The following is a 25,471-nucleotide window of genomic DNA, read 5'->3' as shown; positions in this document are numbered from 1 at the left end:
TGGGTTATGAAGAAAGTACTGCAGGTATTTGCGGCTGTTTTGGTTGTGTTGCTGCTTACGAGTTGTGAACTCTTCCAGGCTCCACCACTCCTTAAGACCGTGACACTTGACGGTAGCCTTTCAGATTGGGGAAACTATGTTTACACCGACGGAGCAACAGATTCACGATGGGGTGCAAATAACGAAATCCACAAAGCTGGTATTCTCTTTGATGCAACGAACCTCTACATTGCTGGAGAATTCACGAAAGAAGGATATAACAACTTCATGGTCATCGTCGACCTTTCAGGTGTAACTGGTGCACAAGACACAACCAAACATCCTTGGGGAAGAAAATACAAATTCGAGAAAGGTGATGTGGACTTTGTCCTTGAAACATGGGGCGATGGCTACGGTGCTTGGAGATTTACATCAGCTGAAGCTACGAGTGTTCAAGTTACACTTGCATCAACAGAAACATCTGATGGTCACAAAGTAGTCGAAATAGCCGTCCCACTTAATAAGCTTGGTGTCACGGATCCCAATAAACTTTCTGTAAAGGCTGTTTTCGTATTAACTGGTGGGTTGAGCGATGACGGAAGCAAGCAATACGCAGGTGACTTCTACCCGAATCAGGGATTTGAAGCTGGAGATGGTGGTTATAACGTGCCGGTTGTCATAGCTAAGACTATTTCTAATCCTCTAAAAAAATAAGTTACAAAGCTCTAACTATAGATTTCCATTTAGAAGGGGCGTCAGCCCCTTCTTTAATGGTAAAATCTGAGAAACCCAGCAGCTTGTAAAAGGGGTGATTTTTTTGAGAAGAGGGCAGAAAAAAAGTTTGTTAATTTTGCTTTACACCATCTCGATTTTTTTACTTGTTCTTGGAACCGTTTCAAGTTGTATGAAATTATTGAACCTACAATTACCTGATGGTGCGTACGTTGTCGGAGAATGGAATGGCTGGGTGCCAACAGAAGCAGACAAAATGACTTATAGTAGCGAGGAAGATGCATATGTATTTGAACTACCGGTTGCATCTGTCACGTTTAATCCGAGTAGATCAGGTCCTCAGTTTTCGATCGGATGGTACAAGGTTATCTACAAACAAGGTGGAGTTACGAAAGTCTCTTCGGCAATACCCGTTTGGAAAGAAAACCTCGGTTCTGATACTAAACTGACCATCTACGCAACACCAACGGCTATGGTGAACGGTCAGGCGGTTGGAGTGGGTGATTCTGAGAAATTCAAAACAGCACTTAAGAACTGGTCAATTGGTGGGGAAATTAACGGTTGGAATTTGTCGCAAGGGCAGATGAATTGGGATAGTGCAAAGAAGGTCTTTTTGTACGAAAGAACGAACTTCACAGGTGAGAAGAAAGAGTACAAATACAAGCTTTCAAGAACAGACAACGACTGGAAGCCGTGGGAAATGAACTACGATGGGAAGAAATACGATGCGGGGATGGGGCAAGACGCATCATTCTCGCTCCCAGAGGCTGGAACGTACGATGTAACGTTCACGTATAATCCAAAATTCTCTATTCTGGAAGTGAAATACGAGAAGAAATAGCCTTTGTTGGTAAATATGAATAATTACCTTGTGAGGTGATGATGGCGTGAGAAATGCTCGGAATTTAATGAAACGGTTAGCAATATTGTTTTGTACTTTGCTACTTACCGCATATGTTTTTGCATTCCAATCGACTTACTCGGCGAATTTTTCACTCGGCTTTGACTTTTCGAACGGCTTTGAACAGCCCAAGATGTCTATTTCTACCGAATTTAGAATGAATCCTTCGGCGTTTAGCAAAGATTTTGACCTTACGATAAGTTTGAAAGACAGCAATTTGGAGTCTGCCAAGCTTTCCTTAAAGCTCAGCGATTTGAAATTGAACCTGTACAAAAATATATCTTTCATTTCAACAAGTGATCCAGTTGTGTTGTACAAAGTTGACAGTGGCAGGGATGGGATAGATGTAAATACCGCTTTTGGTAAGTTGGTTCTGAGCGCGGATGTGATGTATTTCGATGCTCCAGTGCCGATGATTCCCAACCACAAAGTCATACTCGGTAAGAGAGGGAATAGGTTTGACGTAGGGCTTTCCGGTTATCAAAAGGTCTCAGGTTTTAATCTAAGTTATGAACTCATCCAGCAGGATTTAACAAACTTTGAACTCAAAAACAGTGTCGCCTTTTTATCGCTTGCAGAAGGAAGCTACAACTGGGGAGTTAGGTACATTCTTGCTGGTGCTACAAATACTCGCTTAGCGTTGAGCCCGACGAATATAAGCAATCAGAATGTCGTAAGCTTGTGGTACAAATTTGGCAGCTCACCGGCGTTTAATACGTATGTGAACACAAACTTTGATTTTGAGAACACTCTCGATGACTTGCTCAACAATTCCGAAGCTGGTATAGATGTTAATTTCGGTCAATTCTTTGCGAATCTCAAAAAGGTAGGTTTTTCTGATGTCACAGGTTTCATGCCAACAGAGTGGGGAAAGTTCATCGTAACTTTTGGGTCCACGTTCTCGTTTATGGACTTTTCAGGAAAAGCGTCTTACTCGTTCGGTAAACCGATACACTCCTCGGTTAACACAATAGGTGAAATATACTACTTGGAATTGGGAAGGTCGTTTGGCAACGTCTCAGCCTTTGCAAAATACCAGAAAATTATAGGTTATTACGAAGAAAAGGACTTCTTCTTCGGTGAACTGAAATTGACAGGATTTCAGAATGCTCAAATCTCTATGCAGCTCGGGAATGGTGATTTTGCAGGTGATAATCCATTCAGGCCAGTTGTTAATGTTATTATAAACACCTGGTGGTAATGAACAGATGTTTGAAAAAATTATCGATAAATTGGTTAAAAATTGGGAGGTGCGTTAGTTAATGGAAGGTTTGAGAATGATGAGGAGATTCTTATTGGTTGCATTTTTGATTGTTTTCACACTTTCGTTTGCTGCTGTTCAGTACAAAGATGGTAAGGTCGTATTCACATTCAAATCTCAAGCACAAGTTGTCTATCTTGCAGGCTCGTTTAACAATTGGAGTCCAACTGCATGGCCTATGAAATTAATTGACGGTGTTTGGGTGTACGAAGTCGAGTTGAAACCCGGTACTTATCAATACAAGTACGTTATTGACGGCAAGACTTGGAAAGAAGACCCAGAAGCTCCAGCATACACAGATGACGGATTCGGCGGGAAAAATGGAATGTTTACACTTACACCAGACGGCAAAATATTAGGGCAAGCGGAAAGTACACAAGCCCAACCAACTGGGAAGAAATATGTGTTGAACGAAAAGAGAGAGAACACAATTTTCGTTGATGTCGATGGTTACGTCATCATCCGCTACTACAACAAGGATGCAAAGCAGCCATATATCGCTGGTTCATTCAACAATTGGAAAGCTGATGACACACCGCTTTATTTCATCGAAGATGGCTGGTGGGAAGCGGTTTTGGAACTAAAGCCAGGGGTGTACGAATACAAGTTTGTTGTTGACGGTAACTGGATACCAGACCCGAATGCATTTGCGTACACAGATGACGGATTTGGCGGGTTGAACTCAGTTCTTGAAGTTGCTATGGAAAGTGGAAAGCTCGTTGTGAGAGCACCAGCCGGAGCGGTCAAGGAAGGAAAGCAAGAGCAAGTAGTTAAAGTAGAAGAAAAGCCAGCAGTAGTGACAACCGTGAAGGTAACTCCGGGACTTTCAATTGTCGATGGCAAGGTTGTGTTTGTTGTTAAGAAAGAGAACGCGCAGGAGGCTTACCTTGCCGGAACTTTCAACGGTTGGAATCCAAGGGCGCAGAAGATGCAACTTGTTGATGGTTATTGGGTGACTTCACTCGCTCTGCAACCGGGGGTTCACAAATATAAATACGTTTTTGTAATTGGTGGAAACGACGTTTGGGAAGAAGACCTGCACGCACCTGGGTATGAACCAGATGGCTTTGGTGGTAAGAACGGTGTTTTCAACCTAGTCCAAAAGGATGGGCTTCTAAAAATAGAGGGAGTAGAAGCACAAAGTGGGGGACTACCAGTAAAAGGGAAATACGAATTCACATACACACTTCAAACGAACGCAACAAATTACCTTGTTTTCTCTGGGGCAACAAGCAAGTTGACATTAACGTTCACCCCAAATCCAGACCTTTCCCTGTCATTGACATACGGTGGTGCAGCAATTTCCAACGCATTGCTGAGAATGAAAAACGATGGACTGCTTGTTGGTTTCCACTACAAAAAGCCTTGGACTTTGCCTGTTGAAGGAAAGGATACAGGAATAGTGTTTTCTTACGAAATTGCGAAAGACACCAGCATCGTCTTTGGCTTGGGATACGAAAGTAACAAATTGCCCTTGATAGCAGGTATTGAGTTCGGTGGTATTAGACTTTTCGGCGCGAAGGATTATTACACAAATAACTATTCAGTTGTTGGTGAATATTCTCTACAAGGTGCGATAAATGTCTCGCTCGTTGGACTTTACAGTTTGGACAACAGCTACTACTTCGCGCTTGGTTTCGATACCGAGCTCTTGGGGTTGTCTGTTGATTTCGATGGTTCGATAATCGGAATGAGTGGAAACGTTGTGCTTGGTAAAGAAAAATTGGCATTTTCTGGTTCTTTCGACATTTCAAGTGCGGACTTGAGTGGGAATGTTACGTACATTGCGGATGGTTACAAAGTTGGTTTGGGTTACACATATCCAACCAAGGTATACCTCTTGTTCGGACTGTTCGATAAGGAAAAAGGACTTAACATAAAGATAGAAAATCCAGATATTACAGACATAATGACAAATACAATAATGATTAGTGGGTATGTGAACTTCTAATCTGTTGTCCAATAATTATTGTTTTACAAATTACAAAGCCCCGGGTTGGAACCTCCGGGGCTTTGTTTGTTTTTTCAGACTCTTATGGTAAAATACTGATAAGTATTCTTTGGAGACTATAAAATTTCGGACGGAGTTTGGGGGTGTTGTTGATATGAAGGCGTTGTACGCACAGTCGGGTGGAGTTACGAGCGTTATAAACGCGAGCGCGTACGGAGTTATCGATGAGGCAAGAAGGAACGGCTTGGAAATATACGTCGGCATCAACGGTGTTACAGGAGTTTTGAAAGAGAAGTTTTTAGATGCAACTGAGCTTGACATAGAATTTCTGAGGTATACTCCTGCAGGTGCGTTTGGGTCGTGCAGGAAAAAGCTGAAAAGCGAATCTGACATAGAGAAACTCTTCGAGATTTTTAGGAAAAACGATATTAGATATTTCTTCTACAATGGTGGTAACGATTCTATGGATACAGCTTGGAGGTTACAAATGGAAGCACAAAAAAGGGGATATGAACTGAAAGTTGTCGGTGTGCCCAAAACAATTGACAACGACTTGCCCCACACCGACCATTGTCCAGGGTACGGTTCGGCTGCGAAATACATAGCGATAGCAATGATGGAAGCAGCTCTTGATTTGCGAAGTATGTACGTGGACTCGACACAAGTCTTTGTTATGGAAATCATGGGAAGACATGCAGGTTGGCTTGCTGCAGCGGCAGCTCTTGGCTGGGTGAATGGTATAGGCGCAGATATTGTCCTACTTCCGGAAGAACCTTTCAATAAGGATGAGTTTATCGCTGCGGTTGATAATGTCGTTTCGAAAAAGGGGCACTGCGCAATCGCAGTTGCCGAAGGTTTGAAGTATCCCGATGGTTTCTTTGTCTCGGATATGGGATTCACCGACAGTTTTGGTAACCGACAGCTTGGTGGTGTCGGATTTACTATCGCTGGAATGGTGAGGTCCGAGCTTGGTTTGAAAACGCATGTTGCAATTCCGGACTATCTGCAAAGAAGCGGCAGGCATATAGCAAGTGCCACTGATGTCCAGGAAGCTGAGATGTGCGGAAGGATGGCAGTGAGGTATGCACTTGAGGATAACTACGGTGTTATGGTCACAATGGAGCGCGTTTCGGATGATCCATACGAGATTAGGTATTCTTCCGTACCACTGAACTTAGTCGCTGAACAAACAAAGATGCTTCCGAAGGATTACTTTGACAAATTTGCGGTAACCGAGAAGTTCTTCAGATACGCCCTACCGTTGATCCAGGGAGAGTTCTATCCACCATTCAAGAACGGGTTGCCTGATTATAAATTGCTGGATTTGAAGTAATTCTAAAGAAAAGAGGTAACTAAAATGTGGATATTCACACTTATAGGGATTTTGGTTGTTGCACTGATAGTGATTTCATTATTGCCGTTCTTAACACCACTTTTGGTTTGGATTCTTGGTGTTATCATATTTTTGGTAATGCTTGTAATTGCGTACGTCTTCTTGGTTGCACTCGTTCCTATAGTGGCTATAGGGTTTTTGATCTGGATAATCTACAGTGCGTTTAGAGGTTTAAAAAGAAGATAAGAAATAGATAATCAAACAGGCCCAGGGAGGATAATACCTGGGCTTTTTTTATTTTGTAAATTTTACGTTAACCATCAATTTGGTCGTAGATACATCTCATTGCCTGCGCAGGTGGCGAGCAGCAAAGTATGAGTACTGGAACATGAACGGGGGTGTGAGTATGAAAAGATTGGTTTTGAGATGGGTAGTGGGGTTTGATGAGAACAACGAACCTATTTACAGAAGGCAGAGTATCGCGGTTTCTGATTCTTTTAACAGCGAAAACGCTCAAGTGATTGTTTCAATACTTGATAAGTATTCAAAGTACATGTGCGAAAGTGCTCAGCTTGTTACTACCGAAAGTGTAGGTGATGAATTATGAAAAGACTCACACTGATGTTTAGGAAAAGCGATGGAACAAGAATGCGAACTTATAGGTTGAACATTCCAGAACCTGTTGATTCTATCAATCCAACAGAATTGACACAAGATATGCAACAGCTCAAACAGCTCGGTGTTGTACCCGATGGGTTCGAACCAGACGAAGCAAGATTAACAGAAACAAACGTCGAAATCCTTGTTAATCTGATCGAATAACTTATGAATGGTTGAAATTCTCTTGGTGCAGATTGCGGGTGATAGGGATGAAGTGGGTTTGGGACATTCTTAAGCTCTTCATGTACCTTGTTGAAAGGCCCGGTGAGGGAGACAAGAAGAAAGCGGAAGTCATGGAACTCATGGATGAACTCTACGATGAACTAAACATACAGATTCCAAGGGAGATCTACCACTTGATTGTTTCATCGGCGATAGATTACCTTGCATTCGTACTCTTTTAAAAACCTGATTTGACATTGTTTAGAGAATAAGGAATTAAGATTTTTAAGCTCGATTAACAACGCCCTGAGGATTTAAAGGTCCTCAGGGCTTTTTTGTTTAAAATATGGGTTTCCATTTTTCCACTTCGTCGATGTGTACAAATTTAATGCCAGCTTTTTCTGAGGACATGTCAAATTCCGAGTCACCTATCATTACGCATTCATTTGGTGAAATGTTCAGTTTGTTGAGAATTTCTTGGAAAAACAAGGGATTCGGTTTAGCGTACGTGCTGTTTTCCATGTGGGCGATATAAAAGAACATGTCGGGTTCTAAACCAGCAAACTGTATCCGCTTGTGAGTTGCAATTTTGGGAAAGAGAGGGTTTGATGCAAAGATAACCTTTTTGTTGGTTTTTTTAATTAATTCTATTAATTCGATGTTTGGTTTCACTATCTTTGAGAGTTCGTCGAATTCATTTTCATAGAAATCGTAGAATAGATTCTGCCAGTATTCTTTGGGTTTTTCTGACTTGCTTGAAATCGCTTTGCTGAACTTTTCAAAAAGGCTTTCGTTCGGTTGCATGTTTCTTATACTCTCTTCCACTGAAGACATTACAAGCTGGAACAGTTGGTTAAATTCAATACCCGATTTCTTCGAAAGCAACGAGAAGTACTCTTTTAGAAATTCTCCTTCCGCGTTTTCAATTATCGTCCCGTCGTAGTCCAAAAAAATGTATCTAACTGGTGTAGTATCCATTTCTTAAGTACCCTCCTTAGCAAATGGATTCATACGATCGCTTTTTTCCAATTTGAGAATTTGAAGAATGCGTAAGTAATGAAGAAGACGATCAAGTTACTGATTATCATACCTATAAAAATCCCTTTAAACCCCATAGTTGTTGCAAGTACTGCGATTATTGGAATCCTTATACCCCATAACCTCAGTATATCTCCAATCATTGAAAGCACAGTCTTTCCAGCACCTATAAGTGCGTTATTGTAAATCATGTAGGACGTGAATATGGGCAATGAGAACGAAATGTACTTGAAGAATATGTCCCCCATTTGTATAACTTCCGGGTCGTTGATGAAGAATTTTGTGACCTGTTTTGCGTATACAAACGTAAGTACCGAGAGAATACCAACAATAACTACATTCCAGAAAAATGCAGTTTTCACCGTCCTTTCCGCATCTTCGTACCTTCTTGCCCCGATGAACTGACCAACCATTGTCGAGACTGCCCCCGCCAAACCAAAAGAAACCATGGAGACAAGGTTTGTCACTCTGTTGCCAATACCATACGCACTGATCACCGCAGGTCCGAACATCGCTACGTACTTCATGATGACTGCAAAACCTGCCGATGTTACAGACAAACCTATTGCGCTGGGAAGCCCAAGTTTCAAGATTATAGATATCATCTTCCAGTCAGGCTTGAAATCATGCTTTTGGACTTTTAGTACAGCTCTTTCTGAAAAGGCGTGTTGGATACTAATCGCTGCAGCCACGAACCTTCCCAAGTTTGTGGCCCATGCGGCTCCCGCAACACCAAGCTTTGGAAAAGGACCTATTCCGAAGATCAACAGAGGGTCGAAAATCATGTTAATTACGTTCATGTAAAATGTCATTCGCATTCCAAATTGCGAATCACCTATGGCCCGCATCACGGAGGTCGTGGAGTTGATAACAAAAACAAGTGGAAGACCTATCATGTCTACAACATAGTAACTAATCGCATATGGTATTATTTGCGGGTTCTTTGGACCGACTATTCCATATACGATGGGTTTTGTAAAAGCAAGTCCCAGAATAGTTGAAACAACACCTGTGACGATTGTTACTAAATACAGCTGACCAGCAGATTTTTTCATGGCTAAGGTATCTCTCTTACCGGCGTTTTGGGATACGAGGGCTATACCAGCATTTGCAAAGCCCATCGCAAGGGAAATAAATGTGAAAATCACCGGCCAGGTAACGGTCGCAGCGGAAAATTGGATTGGCCCAAGCTTACCAAGGAAGTAAGAGTCTACGATGTTGTAGATTGTTTGAAGTGAGTTAGAAATTATCAACGGCCAAGCCAGTTGAAAAATCGAGTATTCGATTCTTTGATTTAGTACTTCAACTCTAGCCACTTGAAAAGCACGCTCCTTTGGTGCAATCTTTAGGATGTTTCGTATAGCGAACAATACATCTTTATTCTAACATATATTTCTGCAATTATCAAAGGTGTTCTACGCACTGAAAATTTCGCAATTTGGAAAATAACTTTTTAAAATCATGCTGAACAAGTAAGGAAAGCATTTTTCTTGAATTATTGGAATGGGCGGTATATAATTATTCAGGTTTGAGGAATGTAAATTTTGTAAATTCCCGAGGGGAGTGGACAGGCGCGGGCGGTCGCACAAGGCTGACCTGAGGAAAGTCCGGACTCCGTGGGCAGGATGCTGGCTAACGGCCAGGTGGTGTGAGCCACGGACAGGGCCATAGAAACGAAAACCGCCCTATTTTAGGGCAAGGGTGGAAAGGTGAGGTAAGAGCTCACCAGCGGTGCAGCGATGCACCGGCTTGGCAACCCCCATCCGGAGCAAGGTCAAGCAGGGGGTAGGGTGGCTCCGCCCAAATTCCCCCGGGTAGGCCGCATAGACAGATGCCTGTCTAGACAGAATCCGGCTTACAGCTTCCCTCGGGTAGAGTGATAATGCAACCTTGAAATAAAAAAAGGGTGCCGTACACCCCGCTTCGACTTGTCCAGACCCGGCCGTACACACCCTGCATGGCTCCAGCCGGGCACCCCCACGGCACACACTTACCTACTTAGGGCTGCTTCCTTCCGGACCTGACCCGGTTCGTAGGCAGTTATTGCGTGGGACCCAACCTTCGTTGCCACCGGGTGTGCCGGTACCGAACCCGGGCAGCCTCAGTCGGGGAGTTCGGCCCCGCTAAGGTGGGTTTCGGGTTACAGGGGACCACCAACCCCCCGCCTAGTACGGCACCCGTATGAATTGTATCACGTTTTTGAGATTTTTCAATTGTGCTTTTTTGTGGTATAATGTTTGTAAATAGGAATGTTTAATAATTTTTCTATTGTGAAGAGGTTTTTAATATTGAAAGTTCAGTGCTTTTTAAACTCATTGACGAGGAGGGGGAAGCGTATGATGATGGATATTAGAAAATTATCTGTTGAGGACCTTTGTAATAAAGTGAAAGAAAAAACACCGGTTCCAGGCGGAGGAGCCGTTGGTGCTGTCGTTGCCGCACTCGGTGCATCGCTGAACTCGATGGTTGCAAATCTCACGCTCGGAAAGAAAAAATACGAAAATTACGAAGGACTCATGCAAGAAGTGTTAGAAAATATGGAACTTGTTGTAGAAAGAACACTCAGGTTAGCTTCCGAAGATGTCGAAGCGTTCAATAAGGTTATGGAAGCTTACAAACTGCCAAAGGAAGATCCCGAGAAGGAGAAAAAGCTTCAGGAGGCACTTAAAAAAGCTGTTGAAACGCCTTTCGAACTTGTTGAATGTGCGAGAGATATACTCAAATACAGTGAAATTGTTGCAAAGTGGGGTAATCAGAACGCAGTATCTGATGCTTTCAGCGCCGCAGAATTGGCAAGAGCCGCTTGTAAGATAGGAGAATATAACGTTATGATTAACCTCAAGTCGATAACCGACGAAGAATTCAAAAATAAAATTTTGGATGAAATGTACGAAGTTATGGGAGAAGCAAAAGTCTACTACGAAAGAATACAGGAGTTGGTAAAAGAAAATGGGTTCACTAAGATTTGAAGTTTTAAAAACTGTTGGAAATGCAAGACGGGGAAGAATACACCTTCCGCATGGTGTTGTTGAAACTCCTACGTTCATGCCGGTTGGTACTAATGCGAATGTAAAGTTGGTCACTCCGCATATTTTGAAAGAAAACAATGTTCAGATAATTCTTTCAAACGCGTTTCATTTGTACCTCAAGCCGGGCTTGGATGTTATCCGCGAGTTTGGTGGGCTGCACAACTTCATGAATTGGGATAGACCTATTCTGACCGATAGTGGAGGATTCCAGGTCTTTAGCCTTAAGAAAGGTCAGAAGATCACAGATGATGGCGTGTGGATTATGTCTCCCACAGACGGGTCAAAACATTACATTACGCCGGAGTTGTCTATGGAAATACAGGCAACACTCGGCTCAGATATCGTTATGGCATTCGATTACTGCGCCGATCCCAAGGACGGGTATGAAGAAGCAAAAAGGTCTGTGAAGCTCACAACGAAATGGGCAAAGCGGAGTTTAGAACATTTAAGAAGAATTTCTCACCAGGCGATCTTTGGCATAATACAAGGCGCAGTATACGAAGACCTCAGAGAAATGAGTTTAAGAGAAATCACCGAATTGGATTTTGATGGATTCGCCATCGGTGGGCTAAGTGTTGGCGAACCACGAGAGGTTACTTTGAAAATGGTTGAGTTCGTAGGTCCAAAGATGCCTGAAAACAAACCAAGGTACTTCATGGGCGGTGGTTCACCCGATTTGTTGGTAGATCTGGTCGCAAATGGTGTTGATATGTTTGATAGCGTTTTCCCAACACGTGTTGCAAGACATGGGCTTGCAGTTACGTGGAATGGAAAATTCAACATCCGCTCAGCAAGGTACAAATATGATAAGACACCGATTGATGAAAATTGCACGTGCTACACTTGTCGCAATTTTTCAAAGGGCTACATAAGACACCTCTTTGATAGGGAAGAGGTACTCGGGCAGATACTATTAACCATTCACGACGTACACTTCATGATGGAATTCGGTGAGAAGATGCGCGAAAGCATAGAAAATGGTACCTTTTTTGAATTCAGAGAGAAGGTGAAAAAAGCGTATGAAAAGCAATCTTCGTAAGATTAACCTTCTTGTTGTTATTCTTACTTTTATAACGACTTCATTGCTGTACGCACAGTTCTACGAAAATCCCGTATATTTCACGTCGGGTAATAATACATTGATGTTTACAATCAAAATTCCACAGCAGTCTGATTGGGAGCTTGGAGTTTACTGGAGGCAGAGGCAGGGAACACTCTTTGGGGAGCTCGGTTACACAACGGACTCCACCTACGCAACAGGGACTATAAACTACAGGTTGGTCGATATTTCAAAGTTGTACGGGCTGAACCTGAAGCTTAAGTTACTCCCATTCGATGCTAAAGCTTTGAGCTTGGATGTCGGAGGATTGATTAAGATTTCGGATTCTTCCAGTTTAAGTTTTGCAATATACAATCTGATGCTCTACTCGGAAAGACAGGAACGCCTTTTGCCCAGTATGGAATCGGTTTTCGGCTGGTCTGTTACACCTCAGACAACTTTAAAATTTGGCTTGATGAATCTTGGGCTTGATTATTTGAAATTCAATTTAGGCTTCGTGTTATCTAAATTACTGCCACTTGACGAGGTAGTTCTTTCATACGTTCCAGTCTACGCACTCTCTGGAGGGATGATATACCATCTTGTCTACGGAAAGATGAAATTGCTGATTGATAACTACATAATCGAAGTGAGTGGATTTTACAATTTTGGTGAAAGCGTTTCGACTTACGAGGAACTGAAGTCGAATTATGGACTCAAAATAAGTCTTGGATTTAATATGTAGAATTGTGGGATATTTAGGGCAAGCACCGATGGTGGGAAGTGAGAAAATGGTTAAGATACTGGGAGAAGACGATGTTAGAAGGTCGCTTATGCGTATATCGCATGAGATATTAGAAAAGAACAAAGGTGCCGAAGATTTGGTGATAATCGGAATCATCACGCGTGGTTGGTATCTGGCTAAAAGGATAGCTAAGAATATATCGATGATAGAAGGTGTGGAGCTCCCAGTGGGGGCGTTGGATGTTGCACCTTTTAGGGATGACGAAAAGAGAACCACAAAGGAACAAGACAAAAGTATAATTGATTTCAATTTGCAAGGCAAGAAAGTGATTCTTGTCGACGATGTACTCTTCACAGGTAGAACGATTAGAGCGGCAATGGATGCGATCATCTCGCGTGGAAGACCGAAATCCATACAGCTTGCGGTTCTTATTGATAGAGGGCACAGAGAATTTCCAATAAGACCGGATTACGTGGGAAAAAACATCCCAAGCTCAAAAGACCTTGAAGTCGTTAAAGTCAGGTTGAAAGAAGTTGATGGTGAAGACGGAGTCTATATTTTAAAGGTGGGGGATGACATATGAGAGGGGATATAGAGTTCAGGGGTAGTTATGCACTCTTGAAGGTGTACCTCGGACCTGGTGAGCAAGTGAGAGTAGAACCTGGCGCGATGGTTTATATGAAAGGTCCAATCAACGTTGAGACGTCAACAGGTGGAGTGTGGAAGGCATTAAAGCGTGCGTTTCTCGGTGGCGAGAGCTTTTTCATGAATACTTATTATTCCTCAGGAAACGGAGAGCTCGGTATAGCTCCGGAACTACCTGGTGATATAGAAATCGTTCAGGTGAACGGTACGCTTTTTGTTCAGTCGACATCATTCTTGGCGAGTGATACGCAAGTTGATGTAGATGTCTCCTTCGGTGGATTTAAATCATTCTTTGCAGGTGAAGGCATCTTCCTACTCAAACTTCAAGGGTACGGTGATGTCGCAGTTTCTTCCTTTGGGGCTATTAAGATGATCGAATTGGGAGTAGGTGAGAAGCTAACCATTGATACAGGACACGTCGTAGCTTTTGATGGAAGTGTTAGCTACAATGTCAGAACCTTCGGCGGAATTAAGTCTACGCTTTTTGGTGGGGAAGGCTTGGTTTGCGATTTCACAGGACCCGGGAGAATATACGTGCAAACGAGAAATTATCCTGAATTTGTGGAGTGGATCAAATCCCTTGTTCCTCGAGATACTGGAAGCAGATAATAAAAACGTTCGGAGGTATTCTAAACTAACAAAAAATGAATGATCCTGTTAACTTGTAGTGATGGAAGACAATAGAACACAGATAACACGCGCAATATCATTGTTGTTCAGTTTCAAGAGATTTCTCACTACACAAAAGCTGTTCACGTACATTGGAAGATTGTCAATATTCTTAAATCCACGCTTGGCTCGTACAAAGTCTTGGAATAACGAAAACTTCGATTCACATTGATTGTTTTGCCCAAGTCTCACAACAATATGATTGATATTCTTGTATAGTATCTTCACTGCACCATATGCACCAAGTCCATCTGTAATTAGTTCGATTGTTCTTTCGTTGTTACCAAAGAACTTCTCTAACAATATCTTCACTTGACCCATATCGCGATATTTGGATACATGCCAAGCAACAATAAGATTCGAATCGTGCTCAACTAAGAACCAAACGTAGTACTTTTTGGATTTAAACAAAACGACAGTTTCATCACCATGGACTTTGAAAGCATCTACAGGAACGAGGATGGAAAAGAAACAAGACAACTTAAGGATCCACTTGTAGATAGCGACATGAGAGACTTTGATATTAAGTGAGTCTCTGATGGAACGCAAGGACACAGCTTTGAAATAAAGGACGAAGGCTTTAAGGACAATAAAGATAGGGAAACGGAAGAACTTGAAAGAGTCGAAAGGAAGAGGGACAAATTGAGGTAAGTTAGTTGGGATTTCGTCTCTGGTATGGCAAGAACGGCAACGGAACTTAACGAAGGCTTTTTTGATTTTGTGGATTTGCATAGTTTTTCCACAGACAGGGCATTTAGGATAAGGGAAAGAGAAGAGCTTGTGTTTTTTTGAATGAACAAGTCTGAAAGTGCGCTTACAGTCTTTGCAAAAGTATTGTTGGTTACCGTACTTATCATGACCGTTTTTGTAGATGTTGGTAGAGCCGCATTTGGGGCAAGAGACTACAGAATTCTGCATAGTGGAGTACCTCCTTTTTGTGAGAATTGATGGTGGGGGGTGTTCCACTAATAAGAAGATAATACGGTTTTTGGAAATTTTCAATACTTTTAGTTAACAGCATCAAATGAATCAAGGGAGGATTTCTTATGAGGCTCTTTGGAACTGATGGCATAAGGGGTGTGGTTAACGAAGAACTTACATCAGAAATAGCGTTTAGGTTGGGAAATGCACTTGGCAGATACATCAGTAACAGAATATTTATAGCTAAAGATACAAGAGCGAGCGGTGATATGCTCGAAGCGGCAATTATTGCCGGGGCTACTGCTGCGGGTGCCACGGTTTATCGATGCGGTGTTCTTCCGACCCCAGCGTTGGCGATAATAACGAAACTTGAAGATGCTGTGGGAGTGATGATTTCCGCTTCGCACAATCCTCCAGAATTCAACGGCTTAAAGGTCATCTCCAAAGGCTTTAAGCTTCCAGATGATGTGGAGGAAAATTTGGAAAAGCGGATGAAAGAGCTTCATTACGCTCCTTACAACGAGATAGGTTGCGTAGTTGACTACAAGCTTGCTTTTGAGGAATATGCAAACTACGTTATTCAACAATTCCCAAATTTAGATTTGTCAGGTTTGAAGATATTGGTTGATGCCGGAAATGGAGCAGCGTATGAAACAACACCTTATGTTTTAAAACAACTCGGAGCAAAAGTAGAAGTGATTAATAATAATCCGGATGGTTATAATATAAACGTAGATTGCGGTTCTACAAATCCAGACCATGCAAGAGAAAAGATGACAAGTCACAACCTTGCGATACTTCACGATGGTGACGCTGATAGATGTATTTTGCTAGATGAGAAAAAGCAGGAAGTTCATGGTGACAAAATATTAGGAATGTGTGCGGTCCAGATGAAAAGCGAGGGACGTTTGAAGAACAATGTAGTTGTGGGAACTGTGCTTTCTAACATGGGGCTTGAGGTCTTCCTTAAAAAGCACGGTATCAAACTTTTAAGGGCGAAAGTCGGAGATAGGTACGTTCTTGAGCAGATGATGGAACATGGTGCGGTCCTTGGTGGAGAGAGAAGCGGGCATATTATCTTCTTGGATAGGTCGACAACAGGTGACGGATTGATAACGGCATTGGAAACTATAAGGGTAATGATTCTAAAAGGGAAGAAACTATCTGAACTTGCTGACGAAATATCGGATTATCCACAAGTTATGCTCAATATCAAGTGCAAGAATAAACTTGTTGTTGAAAACAAAGAGGTAAGAGAACTGATTGAGAAATACAAACGAGAAGACACGGACATCGTCGTCAGACCGTCGGGAACCGAACCGCTTGTAAGGGTCTTTGTTCAGGGACCAGATGAAGAATACATTAATAATGTTGCATACGAAATAGCCAGTAAGATAGAAGAGCTTACCAACGGAGGTGAAAATGCATGACAAAGGAAGAACTAAAAAATGCTGTGTGGAACAAACTTAAGGAAGTTATTGACTGGGAGATAGGACTTGACGTGGTTACATTGGGTCTTGTTTACGATATACAGGTGGATGACCAAAACAATGTCAAAGTGCTCATGACGATGACTACCCCGATGTGCCCGCTCGCTGGTGGAATTATGGGTGATGCGGAAATGAAGATAAGGTCTATAGAGGGTGTTAATAATGTAGAAGTCGAACTCACATTTGACCCACCTTGGACACCTGATAGAATAGATCCAGTCATTCGAAAACAACTCGGGATTTAAGAACAGTGTTTTGAGTGCTCGAAGGCTCCATGAAGTTTTCTGAAATTGTTCGCACTTACAAGGAAAGAGGGCTTCCCGAGCGGGAGGCTCTTCTTTTGATTGGAAAAGTACTTGGAAAAAGGAAAGAATACGTAATTGCGCATTATGATGAAGAATGCCCAGATGAACAGCTTGATTCCATAATTCACCTGTTTGAGAAACGTCTCACAGGATATCCGCTGCAGTATATCGTTGGCGAAGTGGAATTTTACGGCAGGTTGTTTTACATAGAAGAAGGCGTGCTCATACCAAGGTGGGAAACAGAAGGACTTGTAGATTTGAGCCTGGAGTACATAAGAAAATACAAGCTGAGGAAAGTTTTAGACATAGGTGTTGGTAGCGGAGTGATAGCTGTGACCATTGCACTTGAGTGTGCTACCAACAAAGAATTGTCAACACTTGGTGTGAAAGTTCTCGGAACGGACGTTAACGAAAAAGCGATAAGACTTGCCAAGAAGAATGCGGAGAGATATGGTACAAGTTGTGAATTCAGACTTGGCAGCTATGCAGAACCGTTCCGAAAAGAGTGGGATAGTATAGAATTGGTAGTCTCTAATCCGCCGTATGTAAGGAATAATGCCAAACTCCAAAAAGAACTCGATTTTGAACCAAAAGAAGCACTCTTTGCTGGAGAGGATGGGCTGGACTTTTACAGAGAATTCTTCAATCGCTATGATATCTCAGGTAAAATTGTTATAATGGAAATAGGCGAGGACCAAGGTGAGAAATTAATAAGTTTAACCGGTGGAAAAATCTTAAAAGACCTCGCTGGAAAAGATAGATATTTGGTTATTGAGCCAAGAGATTGAGTCAAATTTCTAAAGTTTCAAAAAAGGGGTGAAGAAGCTATGAAAGTAGTCCTGATGCAGGATGTTCCGAAACTTGGAAAAAGAGGTCAGATAGTCAGCGTTTCCGATGGATACGCCAGAAATTTCCTTATTCCAAAGGGATTGGCTAAGGAAGCGACACCTGAAGTGATTAAAGAGTTGGAAAGACAAAAAGAAGAGGAAAAAAGAAGACAAGAAGAACAGAAAAAAGCAAGTGAAGAGCTCCTTGCCGAACTTCAAAAACACCTCTTTAAAATCAAAGCAAAAGCTGGCGAGGGCGGTAAGTTATTTGGTTCGCTTACAAATTCGAACATCGCAGAGGAAATAGAAAAAATCTTAGGAAGGGAGTTTGACAAAAGGTGGATATCACTTGATACACCTATAAAAAGCGTGGGACTCTACGACGTGGTTGTTAAATTACCCGGCGGTGTTTCTGGAAAAATTAAAGTTGAAGTAGTGAGGGGCGAAGATTAATAGACCAAGATCCTAAATGCGCTGAAAAAGGAGTTGAAGATGCAAAGATATGAACATAGTAGCTTTTTCCAAGGCACTTTATTCCACATGGATTTACTACTCACCTGAGCGCATACTATTTGACGCAGGTGAAGGCGTAGCAACGATGTTAACAAATAAAATATACGCAGTTAAGCACATCTTTTTGACGCATGGTCATGTTGACCATATATCAGGTCTATGGTCGATAATCAACACAAGAAACAATGCAATGGGCGATAGAGAAAAACCTTTGACCATTTATTATCCTTCGGGAAACAAAGGCATAGAACTGTACGCAGATTTCTTAAGGAGAGCAAACAGCGAACTACGATTTAAACTCCAGTTTGTGCCTCTCAAAGAAGGTGAAAAGGTTCCATTGAGAGATTCTGAAACAACGAATCGTTATATAAAACCATTTAGTGTTCTGCATACTTACAGCGAAGCGGCATTCGGTTATCACCTTGTCGAGGTCCGCAAAAGGTTGAAAGCAGAATACAGGGACCTTTCGAAAGAAGAAATAACAAGGCTTGTCAAGACTTATGGAAGCGAGCAAGTGACGGAAACGTACGAAAAAAAGGTTCTGACTATCTCGGGCGACACGATCTTGTTGAAAAAAGAAGACATACAAGACACCGAAATCCTCTTTCACGAGTGCACTTTTCTAAAGAAAGAGGACAGAAAATTCAACAACCACGCATCACTCGAAGAAGTAATAGAACTTGTGAAAGAGGCAAATGTTCAAACGCTCGTCCTTTATCATATATCTTCCAGATACATAAGAAGCATGGAGAAGGTCATCAGGAAAATACAGATCCCGGGAACAAAGATATTGTACGTCCATCCTGAGAGAATATTTGAACTCTAATAGAAAAGGGGATGAAGTTGGGATTTGAGGAATATAATATTCGTCAGTGATTTGCACATCGGAGATGGAAACGGTAAAGATGATTTCACACAAGACGAACTTTTTACTAACTTCATAAATGAGTGGAACGGTTTGGAAAACCCAGAGCTTGTTATTGTAGGTGACGGGTTTGAGATTCTCGAGTCCGAATACATTAGGCATGCTGGGTTAAAACCGTTCTGGGAAATTGTTCATTCACTTGATGGAAAACTTATAGATTCTATAGAGCAAGCTCATCCCAAAGTATTTGATGCTCTGGCAAAATTTAAAGGAAAAGTTACATACGTGGTTGGTAACCACGATTACTATATTTTAGGAAATAAAACGCTGCAAGAAAGGCTAAAGGAAAAGATAAGGAATCTCGAAATAGTCCCGTACTACTACGATGAGCAAACACAGATCCTAGCGGTACATGGAAATCAGTTCGATGCTATCAACAAGTTTACCGAAGTCAACGGTGAGATAATCCCTCCACTTGGTGATTTTATCTCAAGGTACATGATGATAAACTTCGACGACGTGTTGAGAGAATATTTGCCAGAAGAAGTAGTGAGCGACTACGATAACGTCAGACCTTCACTCGATGTTTTCCAATGGCTTGAACAGATTTCGAAATTGTATGAAACGAGCGTCGATTTACTGAAGTTGTGGATAGACAACTTCATAACCATGATGCGCGAAGATGAGGCTAAGTACTGGATGAAAAAAAGGTACCCGTTGATGAGTAACTTGTCGATACTATTTTTGAACAAAATTGGCGGAATAAAACTTGGTGAGTTATTGGTACGCGGGGTTATGAAAGCACGAAATGTTAGGAAAACGGATTATTTGAAAAAGGCTGCGATTAAGATATTCAAAGATCCGGAGTGGTTTTTCAAGAATATGGATGGGTATTTAAACGAAACTTTTCTTAGCAAGCCTTTTGAAGACATACAAGGTATTGTGATGGGACATAACCACAAACCTGGTTTTGACTTGATTAAAATAAAAGACGATGTGAAGTTTTACGTGAACTGTGGTTCTTGGAAGCCCGTTGTCGAAAGAAAGTCAAAGAATATTTTCCAAAGATTCTTTGAAATATTCTACGCTATTGCTCGTGTTGATGCCTCAGGTGAAATTGAAATTGTCACAGGTTCTGTCAACAAGTTAAGAAAGAGGGAAGTGATTGTTTGAAGGTTATAACCACTCACAACAATCCAGATTTTGATGGGTTTGCTTCTTGTGTAGGTATGAAAAAACTCCATCCGGACTTTGAAATCGTTATCTCTGGGGTTCCCATGCAGAACCTTAAAGAATACCTACGACTTTACGAGGACGAATTTCCCTATTTAACAAGTGATCAGATTGCGAAGGTGGAAGAGGGTATAGAGGAACTGATAATCGTCGATACGCCAGGCTTGGAGAGAATCGGTGATGAGATAAAGAAGAAACTAAGACCTGATGCCAAGATAACGATAATTGACCATCACCCCGATATAAGAGGTTCTGATAGTTCAGAAAATAGCACAAGTACGCTCGGATATGGTATCACTAAAATCTTTCGACAAACAGGAGCTGCCGCAAGCATCGTAACGAAAATGTTGAGGGAACACGGGGTTAAACCAAATAGAATAGAAGCTACCTTGCTTGGGATTGCCATATACGAAGACACTGGTAATCTGCTCTTCTCAAGCACAACGTTGGATGATATCGATGCAGTTAGATATCTATTTGAAAGCGGTTTAGAGGTAGAAATAGTAGCCGAATACGTGAAATTTGATCTGACGATAGACCAGAAATTACTACTCCAAAATTTACTACAGAACACGCAAACTTACACCATAGACAATCATATCATTACGATAACGCATGCGGAAACCGAAAAATTCGTAGGTGGGCTTTCTGCGGTCGTTGCAAAATACTGGTATGCTCAAGAACCGGAGACGCTGATCGCAGTGGTGAGAATGGGAAAGAAAGTCTTTATCGTGGGAAGGACGAAGTCTCCCGATGTGGACATAAGAGGCTTGATGAGTGAATTTGGAGGTGGAGGACATAGGCAGGCAGCTTCTGCGACGCTCTCGATGGTGGCTGTCGAAGAGGTCATACACAAGGTTTTGAATACACTTCCAAAATACATTTCATCAGGCCTCAAGGCTAAAGACATCATGTCTTCACCTGTTAGAACGGCGTTGGCATCGGAAACAATAGAAGAGGTTAACAAAACAATGGAAATAACCGGGCACAACGGTATACCAATTGTTGAAGGTAATAAGCTTGTTGGGATTGTTACTAAAAAGACGATAGAAAAGGCTATTAACCACGGTTTAGGCAAAAGACCCGTTAAATCGGTAATGACATCGAAGCTTATAACGGCAAAGACAGACACACCTGTAAGTACTCTCAAAAAGCTGATGATCGAGCACGACGTCGGGAGAATACCTATCTTGGATGAAAACAATATACTTGTTGGAATCGTTACAAGGTCAGATATCATCAGGGCAAGTCAAAAGCAACCGGTTCAAACACCTCAGGAAAGCGAAGTTAGCTTTAATTTCAAGAATGTAACTGATATTATATACGAAAGGCTCGACAAGAGAATTGTCAACTTGTTGAGACTCATTGGTATTTATGGACATGAATTGAAGATGCCAGTCTATGTAGTGGGTGGATTTGTCAGGGACTTATTATTAAATATACCTAATTACGATATAGATATAGTCGTAGAGGGGAATGGGATTGAGTTTGCAAAGTACGTGGGCAAACAGCTCGATGCGATTGTTGTCCCTTACGAGAAATTTTATACTGCAACGTTGGTATTTAAAGATGGTTTCAAAATAGATATTGCAACAGCGCGAACGGAATACTATGAAAAGCCAGGAGAACTTCCACAAGTTGACGTGAGCACGATAAAGAAAGACCTGTACCGAAGGGATTTCACAATAAACGCAATGGCAATAAAGTTGAATCCCAACGAGTTTGGAGTGCTCTATGACTTCTTTAACTGCCAAAGAGACCTTCAAGAAGGTATCATAAGGATACTTCACAACTTGAGTTTCATAGAAGACCCTACTCGCATGATTAGGGCTGTCAGGTTTGAAACAAGGTACAACTTCAGAATAGAAGAACATACATTGGACATTTTGAAAAAGAATCTGGAGGGCAAATATTTAGAAAGGGTTTCAGGATCGAGGATAAGGCAGGAGATAGAAAAGATATTGGAAGAAAGAGAGCCGATGAAAGCAATCAGACGTTTAGCAGAACTTGGGATTTTAAAACACATCTTTCCAAAAACATACTACACACCTACTATGGATGAAAAACTGGAACGAGTCTTTAAGTTTTTGCCAAGTGTCAAAGAAAGGTACCAAAACATCAGTGATTTTTACGCGATATCAACGGTTCTTCTGGAGTTCTACGACAAAGAGACTCTGGATGACATGAGAAACCGCTACGGTTATCCAAAGAAGTTCATTGAAAGTTTGAAATTCACTGAGAATATGATGATGCCTTTAAAGTCGATGATCGAAACGCGATTGAATTTTTCAGATATCTACAAAGTGATTGGCAAAGGCAATCCGTACATCTTTATCCATCTCTCGGCATACCTTGAAGAGGATGACCAAGAATACCTAATAACTTACATAGACGCTATTCTTAACACAAAACTTGAGAAAGTCTCTGGTAAATACGTTATTGAAAGATTTAGTCTCAAATCCGGACCTGTTATAAACGAGATTTTGGAAAGACTGTACGCAATGAAATTGGACAATCCAAAACTTGATGAGATTCAAACCGTTGAAAAAATCGCTGAACAGTTCCTGAAAAACCTTGAGCAGGCGGAAATTTCAGAAAACCAAAAGACATGAGCAGATCAGTAGACTAAAGTTGTGTGGGTGAGAACTGGTGTCAGGAAGTTCTATAAGGCGCTTTATACCGTTTGTGATGTTCTTTTTTATGTTTTTCTACATCATTTACGGTCTTGTAAAAGTTCAGGTCATAGACCAACCAAAACATAGGGCTTTGCTCAATTCTTTGCTTGAGCGGAGTGTTTACAGTAAAGGGTTACGTGGAGCGATATACTCTTCAGATGGTGTCAAAATTGCTTGGAGTGAAAGAATACCAACACTCGTTTTGAAAAAATACACTGCGGAAGATGAGAAGAAATTACGAAAATATATTGATGATTCACAGCTTGCAATCTTAAAAAACAACGGTAGTGTTGAAGTTAGCTGGGAACAAGCTTTTGTTTTGCAGAGTATGGGATACGAAATTATCCCCACTGAACGACGAAAGTCTTATGGCTTCCTCTATCATATAGTTGGTAGCGTTAACAAGGACGGAGAAGGTATTTCTGGGCTTGAATATGTTTACAACGATGTACTAAAAGGCAAATTATCCGTCTCATACGGCATCAGGTCACCGGGTGGTAAATACCAGCAAAGCATCATAGAAAGCTTCGGAGAGAATGGCCTTGATTTACAGACAACGATTAACTTTAAACTCCAAAAGTACGCTTACGACCTGCTCAGTGAACTTGCAACTCCTTCTGTTATCATTGTAAGCAATGTTCAAACAGGTGATATTCTCGCAATGGCTTCCTATCCTGCACCGGAGGTAGATTTAAACGGGGTAGATGTTCTCACATGGGAAAAGCTCGTCAACGATCCACTGAAGCCTCTACTAAACAGGGCAATATCAAACGTTTACCCGCCAGGTTCGACGTTTAAAGTTGTCACTGCGATAGCCCAGCTGCTCTATAGCCATCCTAATACAATAACGTGCAACGGAGTTTTCAGATATAGAGATTCAAAGGGGAGAGTGACAGCAACTTACAAAGATTGGCTAATTACGGGACATGGAGTTGTGGATTTGAGGAAGGCCATTCGAGTATCTTGTAATGTTTACTTCTATAACGCAGCTTTAGATGTTGGAATTGATAAACTTATTACCGTTGCAAAGGCATTTTACCTTGACCAAAAAACTGGCATAAACTTGCCCGGAGAAGTTGCCGGAACGCTACCAACTCCCGAGTGGAAATTGAAAAAATTAGATGAGAAATGGTATCCAGGAGACACAATCTTATTTGGAATCGGGCAGGGATTTCTTGACCTCACTCCGATTCAAGTGCTGAGCCTTTACAACACCGTAGCTAACAAAGGGCTGTTTGTTAGACCCAAATTGGTTTTGAATGAGGAAGTTTCAACTAAGAAAATACCGCTGAACGTTCCAGAGAACGTTTGGAACACTTTAATAGATGGGTTAGAACAGGTGACAACAGTTCAAGGTCCTGCTTCCAGCGGTGGAACGGCTGCGAAAAGTTTCCAAGGTTTCGAAATCACAGTTGCTGGTAAGACGGGAACTGCACAAACCCACAGTGGTCCTCCCCATGCTTGGTTTGTGGGTTTTGCACCTTCAAGAAATCCGAAATATTCGGTCCTGGTGCTGGTAGAAAACGGAGAAAGTGGTGGACATAACGCAGCTCCACTGGCTCGCAAAGTCTTTGATTTCATGTTACAGAACGGTTTTTTTTGATGAAAGTAGTGAAGAAAACAAAAAGTAGGAGGTTGGTCAGAAGGTTATGAAAATAAAGGCTCTTTACTTCAAAAACGATAAGTGTGGAGTGTGTATTGCGTTCTTACCGAAAATGAAAAGAATATCTGAGGAATACAGCCTCGAGTTAGAAGTCGTCGATGTAGTTGAGAAACCAGAGATAGCAGGTCAGAACATGGTTTTTACAGTTCCAACTATTATTTTTTTAGACGACGAAGGAAACGAGCTGAAGAGATTCGCAAGGAATTTTTCTGAATTTGAAATAAGGGAATATATCCAGAGAATGTATGATATACTTGGAATTGAGCTGGATGCAAAGTGAGTTTAAAGTTTCAACTCTTCACAAGGGGGTGTGAGCATGGAAAAAGTGATAGGTATACTGAGATTTGCGTTGATGCGAGAAATTGAAGGTAGAGAATTTTACAAAGAGAAAGCAAAAAAGGTTTCCAGCAAGGAAGTCAAAGAACTTCTTGAAGGTCTTGCAAGCATGGAGGAGGACCACATCAAGTTCATTGAAAACTTGATGAAAAAGGTTGAGAACAACGTGGAAATAACACTGGATGATGCACAGCAAGCGATAGTTCGCACGGACTTTTTTGAAGGAAGAGAAAAATCAGAGATGGTAAATGGAACACTAGACCAGATGGCGAATGATCTTGCCATACTTAGAATGGCATACCTGATTGAAGAAGATTTTGAGAAGTTCTACAAAGAGAGTGCACAGAAAGTGTCAGATTTGGAGATGAAGAAAATCTTGGAATTACTTGGGAATTGGGAAAATGGTCATAAAAAAGTCTTGGAGGATGCTTACGAAGAGGCAAAAAGAAATTACTGGAATCAGCAGGGCTTTGAACCGCTCTTTTAATCTAAAATAAAT

27 protein-coding genes and 2 other RNA genes are annotated in these 25,471 nt (G+C 41.6%); 25 read left to right on the top strand and 4 right to left on the bottom strand.

Features of this window, described 5'->3' with window-relative positions; translation table 11 throughout:
* Nucleotides 1-6 precede the first annotated feature (6 nt).
* The 9 genes from CBS1_RS04735 to CBS1_RS04695 all read left to right on the top strand — a co-directional run bounded on the left by CBS1_RS04735 (nt 7) and on the right by CBS1_RS04695 (nt 7,221).
* Entirely contained in the window at nt 7-693 is a 687-nt protein-coding gene (locus tag CBS1_RS04735) for a DOMON domain-containing protein (RefSeq protein WP_090222105.1), read from the top strand.
* Between the two features lie 103 nt (nt 694-796).
* Nucleotides 797-1,552 (top strand): hypothetical protein, encoded by a 756-nt coding sequence (locus CBS1_RS04730; protein WP_241685572.1) that lies wholly within the window; start codon nt 797-799, stop codon nt 1,550-1,552.
* Between the two features lie 46 nt (nt 1,553-1,598).
* Entirely contained in the window at nt 1,599-2,813 is a 1,215-nt protein-coding gene (locus tag CBS1_RS04725; RefSeq protein ID WP_090222103.1) for a hypothetical protein, read from the top strand.
* 61 nt (nt 2,814-2,874) lie between these two features.
* Nucleotides 2,875-4,824, top strand: coding sequence for an early set domain-containing protein (locus CBS1_RS04720; protein WP_241685571.1), 1,950 nt, complete (start codon nt 2,875-2,877; stop codon nt 4,822-4,824).
* 154 nt (nt 4,825-4,978) lie between these two features.
* Nucleotides 4,979-6,157, top strand: coding sequence for a 6-phosphofructokinase (locus CBS1_RS04715; RefSeq protein WP_090222101.1), 1,179 nt, complete (start codon nt 4,979-4,981; stop codon nt 6,155-6,157).
* Between the two features lie 24 nt (nt 6,158-6,181).
* Nucleotides 6,182-6,403 carry a hypothetical protein gene (locus CBS1_RS04710; protein WP_090222099.1) on the top strand — a complete coding sequence of 74 codons (222 nt, stop codon included), beginning with the start codon at nt 6,182-6,184 and terminating at the stop codon, nt 6,401-6,403.
* Between the two features lie 160 nt (nt 6,404-6,563).
* Nucleotides 6,564-6,764 (top strand): hypothetical protein, encoded by a 201-nt coding sequence (locus CBS1_RS04705; protein ID WP_033192049.1) that lies wholly within the window; start codon nt 6,564-6,566, stop codon nt 6,762-6,764.
* A complete protein-coding gene (locus tag CBS1_RS04700; RefSeq protein ID WP_033192048.1) occupies nt 6,761-6,979 on the top strand; it encodes a DUF2922 domain-containing protein in 219 nt (72 codons plus the stop codon). Before CBS1_RS04705 ends, CBS1_RS04700 begins: the two co-directional genes overlap by 4 nt.
* A gap of 47 nt (nt 6,980-7,026) precedes the next feature.
* A complete protein-coding gene (locus CBS1_RS04695; protein WP_033192047.1) occupies nt 7,027-7,221 on the top strand; it encodes a hypothetical protein in 195 nt (64 codons plus the stop codon).
* 97 nt (nt 7,222-7,318) lie between these two features.
* Here CBS1_RS04695 and CBS1_RS04690 read toward each other — a convergent pair whose 3' ends face one another.
* Nucleotides 7,319-7,957 carry an HAD family hydrolase gene (locus CBS1_RS04690; protein ID WP_033192046.1) on the bottom strand — a complete coding sequence of 213 codons (639 nt, stop codon included), beginning with the start codon at nt 7,955-7,957 and terminating at the stop codon, nt 7,319-7,321.
* Between the two features lie 29 nt (nt 7,958-7,986).
* On the bottom strand, nt 7,987-9,333 hold the full coding sequence (locus tag CBS1_RS04685) for an MATE family efflux transporter (protein ID WP_090222098.1): 1,347 nt from the start codon (nt 9,331-9,333) through the stop codon (nt 7,987-7,989).
* A gap of 239 nt (nt 9,334-9,572) precedes the next feature.
* Between CBS1_RS04685 and rnpB the strand changes: the two genes are divergently transcribed.
* Nucleotides 9,573-9,891, top strand: an RNA gene (rnpB, locus tag CBS1_RS04680) — RNase P RNA component class A.
* A gap of 35 nt (nt 9,892-9,926) precedes the next feature.
* On the opposite strand, the gene ffs is transcribed toward rnpB, so the two are convergent.
* An RNA gene (ffs, locus tag CBS1_RS04675) (signal recognition particle sRNA large type) lies at nt 9,927-10,191 on the bottom strand.
* A gap of 162 nt (nt 10,192-10,353) precedes the next feature.
* Here ffs and CBS1_RS04670 point away from each other — a divergent pair.
* From CBS1_RS04670 to CBS1_RS04650, 5 genes are read left to right on the top strand one after another with little or no spacing between them, the layout of a single operon-like run.
* Entirely contained in the window at nt 10,354-10,986 is a 633-nt protein-coding gene (locus CBS1_RS04670) for a cyclodeaminase/cyclohydrolase family protein (protein WP_236938344.1), read from the top strand.
* Entirely contained in the window at nt 10,967-12,085 is a 1,119-nt protein-coding gene (gene tgt, locus CBS1_RS04665; RefSeq protein ID WP_090222096.1) for a tRNA guanosine(34) transglycosylase Tgt, read from the top strand. The genes CBS1_RS04670 and tgt overlap by 20 nt, the downstream gene beginning before the upstream one ends.
* Nucleotides 12,066-12,830 carry a hypothetical protein gene (locus tag CBS1_RS04660; protein WP_033192043.1) on the top strand — a complete coding sequence of 255 codons (765 nt, stop codon included), beginning with the start codon at nt 12,066-12,068 and terminating at the stop codon, nt 12,828-12,830. Before tgt ends, CBS1_RS04660 begins: the two co-directional genes overlap by 20 nt.
* 46 nt (nt 12,831-12,876) lie before the next feature.
* Entirely contained in the window at nt 12,877-13,413 is a 537-nt protein-coding gene (pyrR, locus tag CBS1_RS04655) for a bifunctional pyr operon transcriptional regulator/uracil phosphoribosyltransferase PyrR (RefSeq protein ID WP_033192042.1), read from the top strand.
* Nucleotides 13,410-14,084, top strand: coding sequence for a TIGR00266 family protein (locus CBS1_RS04650; protein ID WP_033192041.1), 675 nt, complete (start codon nt 13,410-13,412; stop codon nt 14,082-14,084). The genes pyrR and CBS1_RS04650 overlap by 4 nt, the downstream gene beginning before the upstream one ends.
* 48 nt (nt 14,085-14,132) lie before the next feature.
* Here the strand turns inward: CBS1_RS04650 and CBS1_RS10450 are convergent, their stop codons facing one another.
* Nucleotides 14,133-15,062 (bottom strand): DDE-type integrase/transposase/recombinase, encoded by a 930-nt coding sequence (locus CBS1_RS10450; RefSeq protein ID WP_033191365.1) that lies wholly within the window; start codon nt 15,060-15,062, stop codon nt 14,133-14,135.
* A 128-nt stretch (nt 15,063-15,190) separates the two neighbouring features.
* On the opposite strand from CBS1_RS10450, the gene glmM reads away from it, so the two are divergent.
* The 10 genes from glmM (at nt 15,191) to CBS1_RS04600 (ending at nt 25,459) form a co-directional block, all read left to right on the top strand.
* Nucleotides 15,191-16,495: a phosphoglucosamine mutase gene (gene glmM, locus CBS1_RS04645; protein ID WP_090222017.1), complete on the top strand. Its 1,305-nt coding sequence runs from the start codon at nt 15,191-15,193 to the stop codon at nt 16,493-16,495.
* Nucleotides 16,492-16,800, top strand: a complete 309-nt coding sequence (locus CBS1_RS04640; RefSeq protein ID WP_033192039.1) for a metal-sulfur cluster assembly factor — start codon at nt 16,492-16,494, stop codon at nt 16,798-16,800. Before glmM ends, CBS1_RS04640 begins: the two co-directional genes overlap by 4 nt.
* Before the next feature lie 29 nt (nt 16,801-16,829).
* A complete protein-coding gene (gene prmC / locus CBS1_RS04635) occupies nt 16,830-17,648 on the top strand; it encodes a peptide chain release factor N(5)-glutamine methyltransferase (RefSeq protein WP_090222015.1) in 819 nt (272 codons plus the stop codon).
* 39 nt (nt 17,649-17,687) lie between these two features.
* On the top strand, nt 17,688-18,140 hold the full coding sequence (gene rplI, locus CBS1_RS04630) for a 50S ribosomal protein L9 (RefSeq protein WP_033192037.1): 453 nt from the start codon (nt 17,688-17,690) through the stop codon (nt 18,138-18,140).
* Nucleotides 18,141-18,189: 49 nt separating this feature from the next.
* Nucleotides 18,190-19,026, top strand: coding sequence for an MBL fold metallo-hydrolase (locus CBS1_RS04625; protein WP_090222014.1), 837 nt, complete (start codon nt 18,190-18,192; stop codon nt 19,024-19,026).
* Between the two features lie 24 nt (nt 19,027-19,050).
* Nucleotides 19,051-20,238: a metallophosphoesterase gene (locus tag CBS1_RS04620; RefSeq protein ID WP_090222012.1), complete on the top strand. Its 1,188-nt coding sequence runs from the start codon at nt 19,051-19,053 to the stop codon at nt 20,236-20,238.
* On the top strand, nt 20,235-22,910 hold the full coding sequence (locus tag CBS1_RS04615; RefSeq protein ID WP_090222010.1) for a CBS domain-containing protein: 2,676 nt from the start codon (nt 20,235-20,237) through the stop codon (nt 22,908-22,910). The genes CBS1_RS04620 and CBS1_RS04615 overlap by 4 nt, the downstream gene beginning before the upstream one ends.
* Before the next feature lie 88 nt (nt 22,911-22,998).
* Nucleotides 22,999-24,576 (top strand): peptidoglycan D,D-transpeptidase FtsI family protein, encoded by a 1,578-nt coding sequence (locus CBS1_RS04610; protein ID WP_241685570.1) that lies wholly within the window; start codon nt 22,999-23,001, stop codon nt 24,574-24,576.
* A gap of 46 nt (nt 24,577-24,622) precedes the next feature.
* Entirely contained in the window at nt 24,623-24,916 is a 294-nt protein-coding gene (locus CBS1_RS04605; RefSeq protein WP_090222009.1) for a thioredoxin family protein, read from the top strand.
* 36 nt (nt 24,917-24,952) lie between these two features.
* The gene (locus CBS1_RS04600) at nt 24,953-25,459 is read left to right on the top strand and encodes a ferritin-like domain-containing protein (RefSeq protein ID WP_090222007.1); all 507 of its coding nucleotides are present in this window, start codon (nt 24,953-24,955) and stop codon (nt 25,457-25,459) included.
* Nucleotides 25,460-25,471: the final 12 nt, after the last annotated feature.

Source organism: Fervidobacterium changbaicum (assembly GCF_004117075.1).
Taxonomy (GTDB): Bacteria; Thermotogota; Thermotogae; order Thermotogales; family Fervidobacteriaceae; genus Fervidobacterium; species Fervidobacterium islandicum.
Note: the sequence above shows the minus strand (reverse complement) of the source record. Positions and strands in the feature narration are given on the sequence as shown.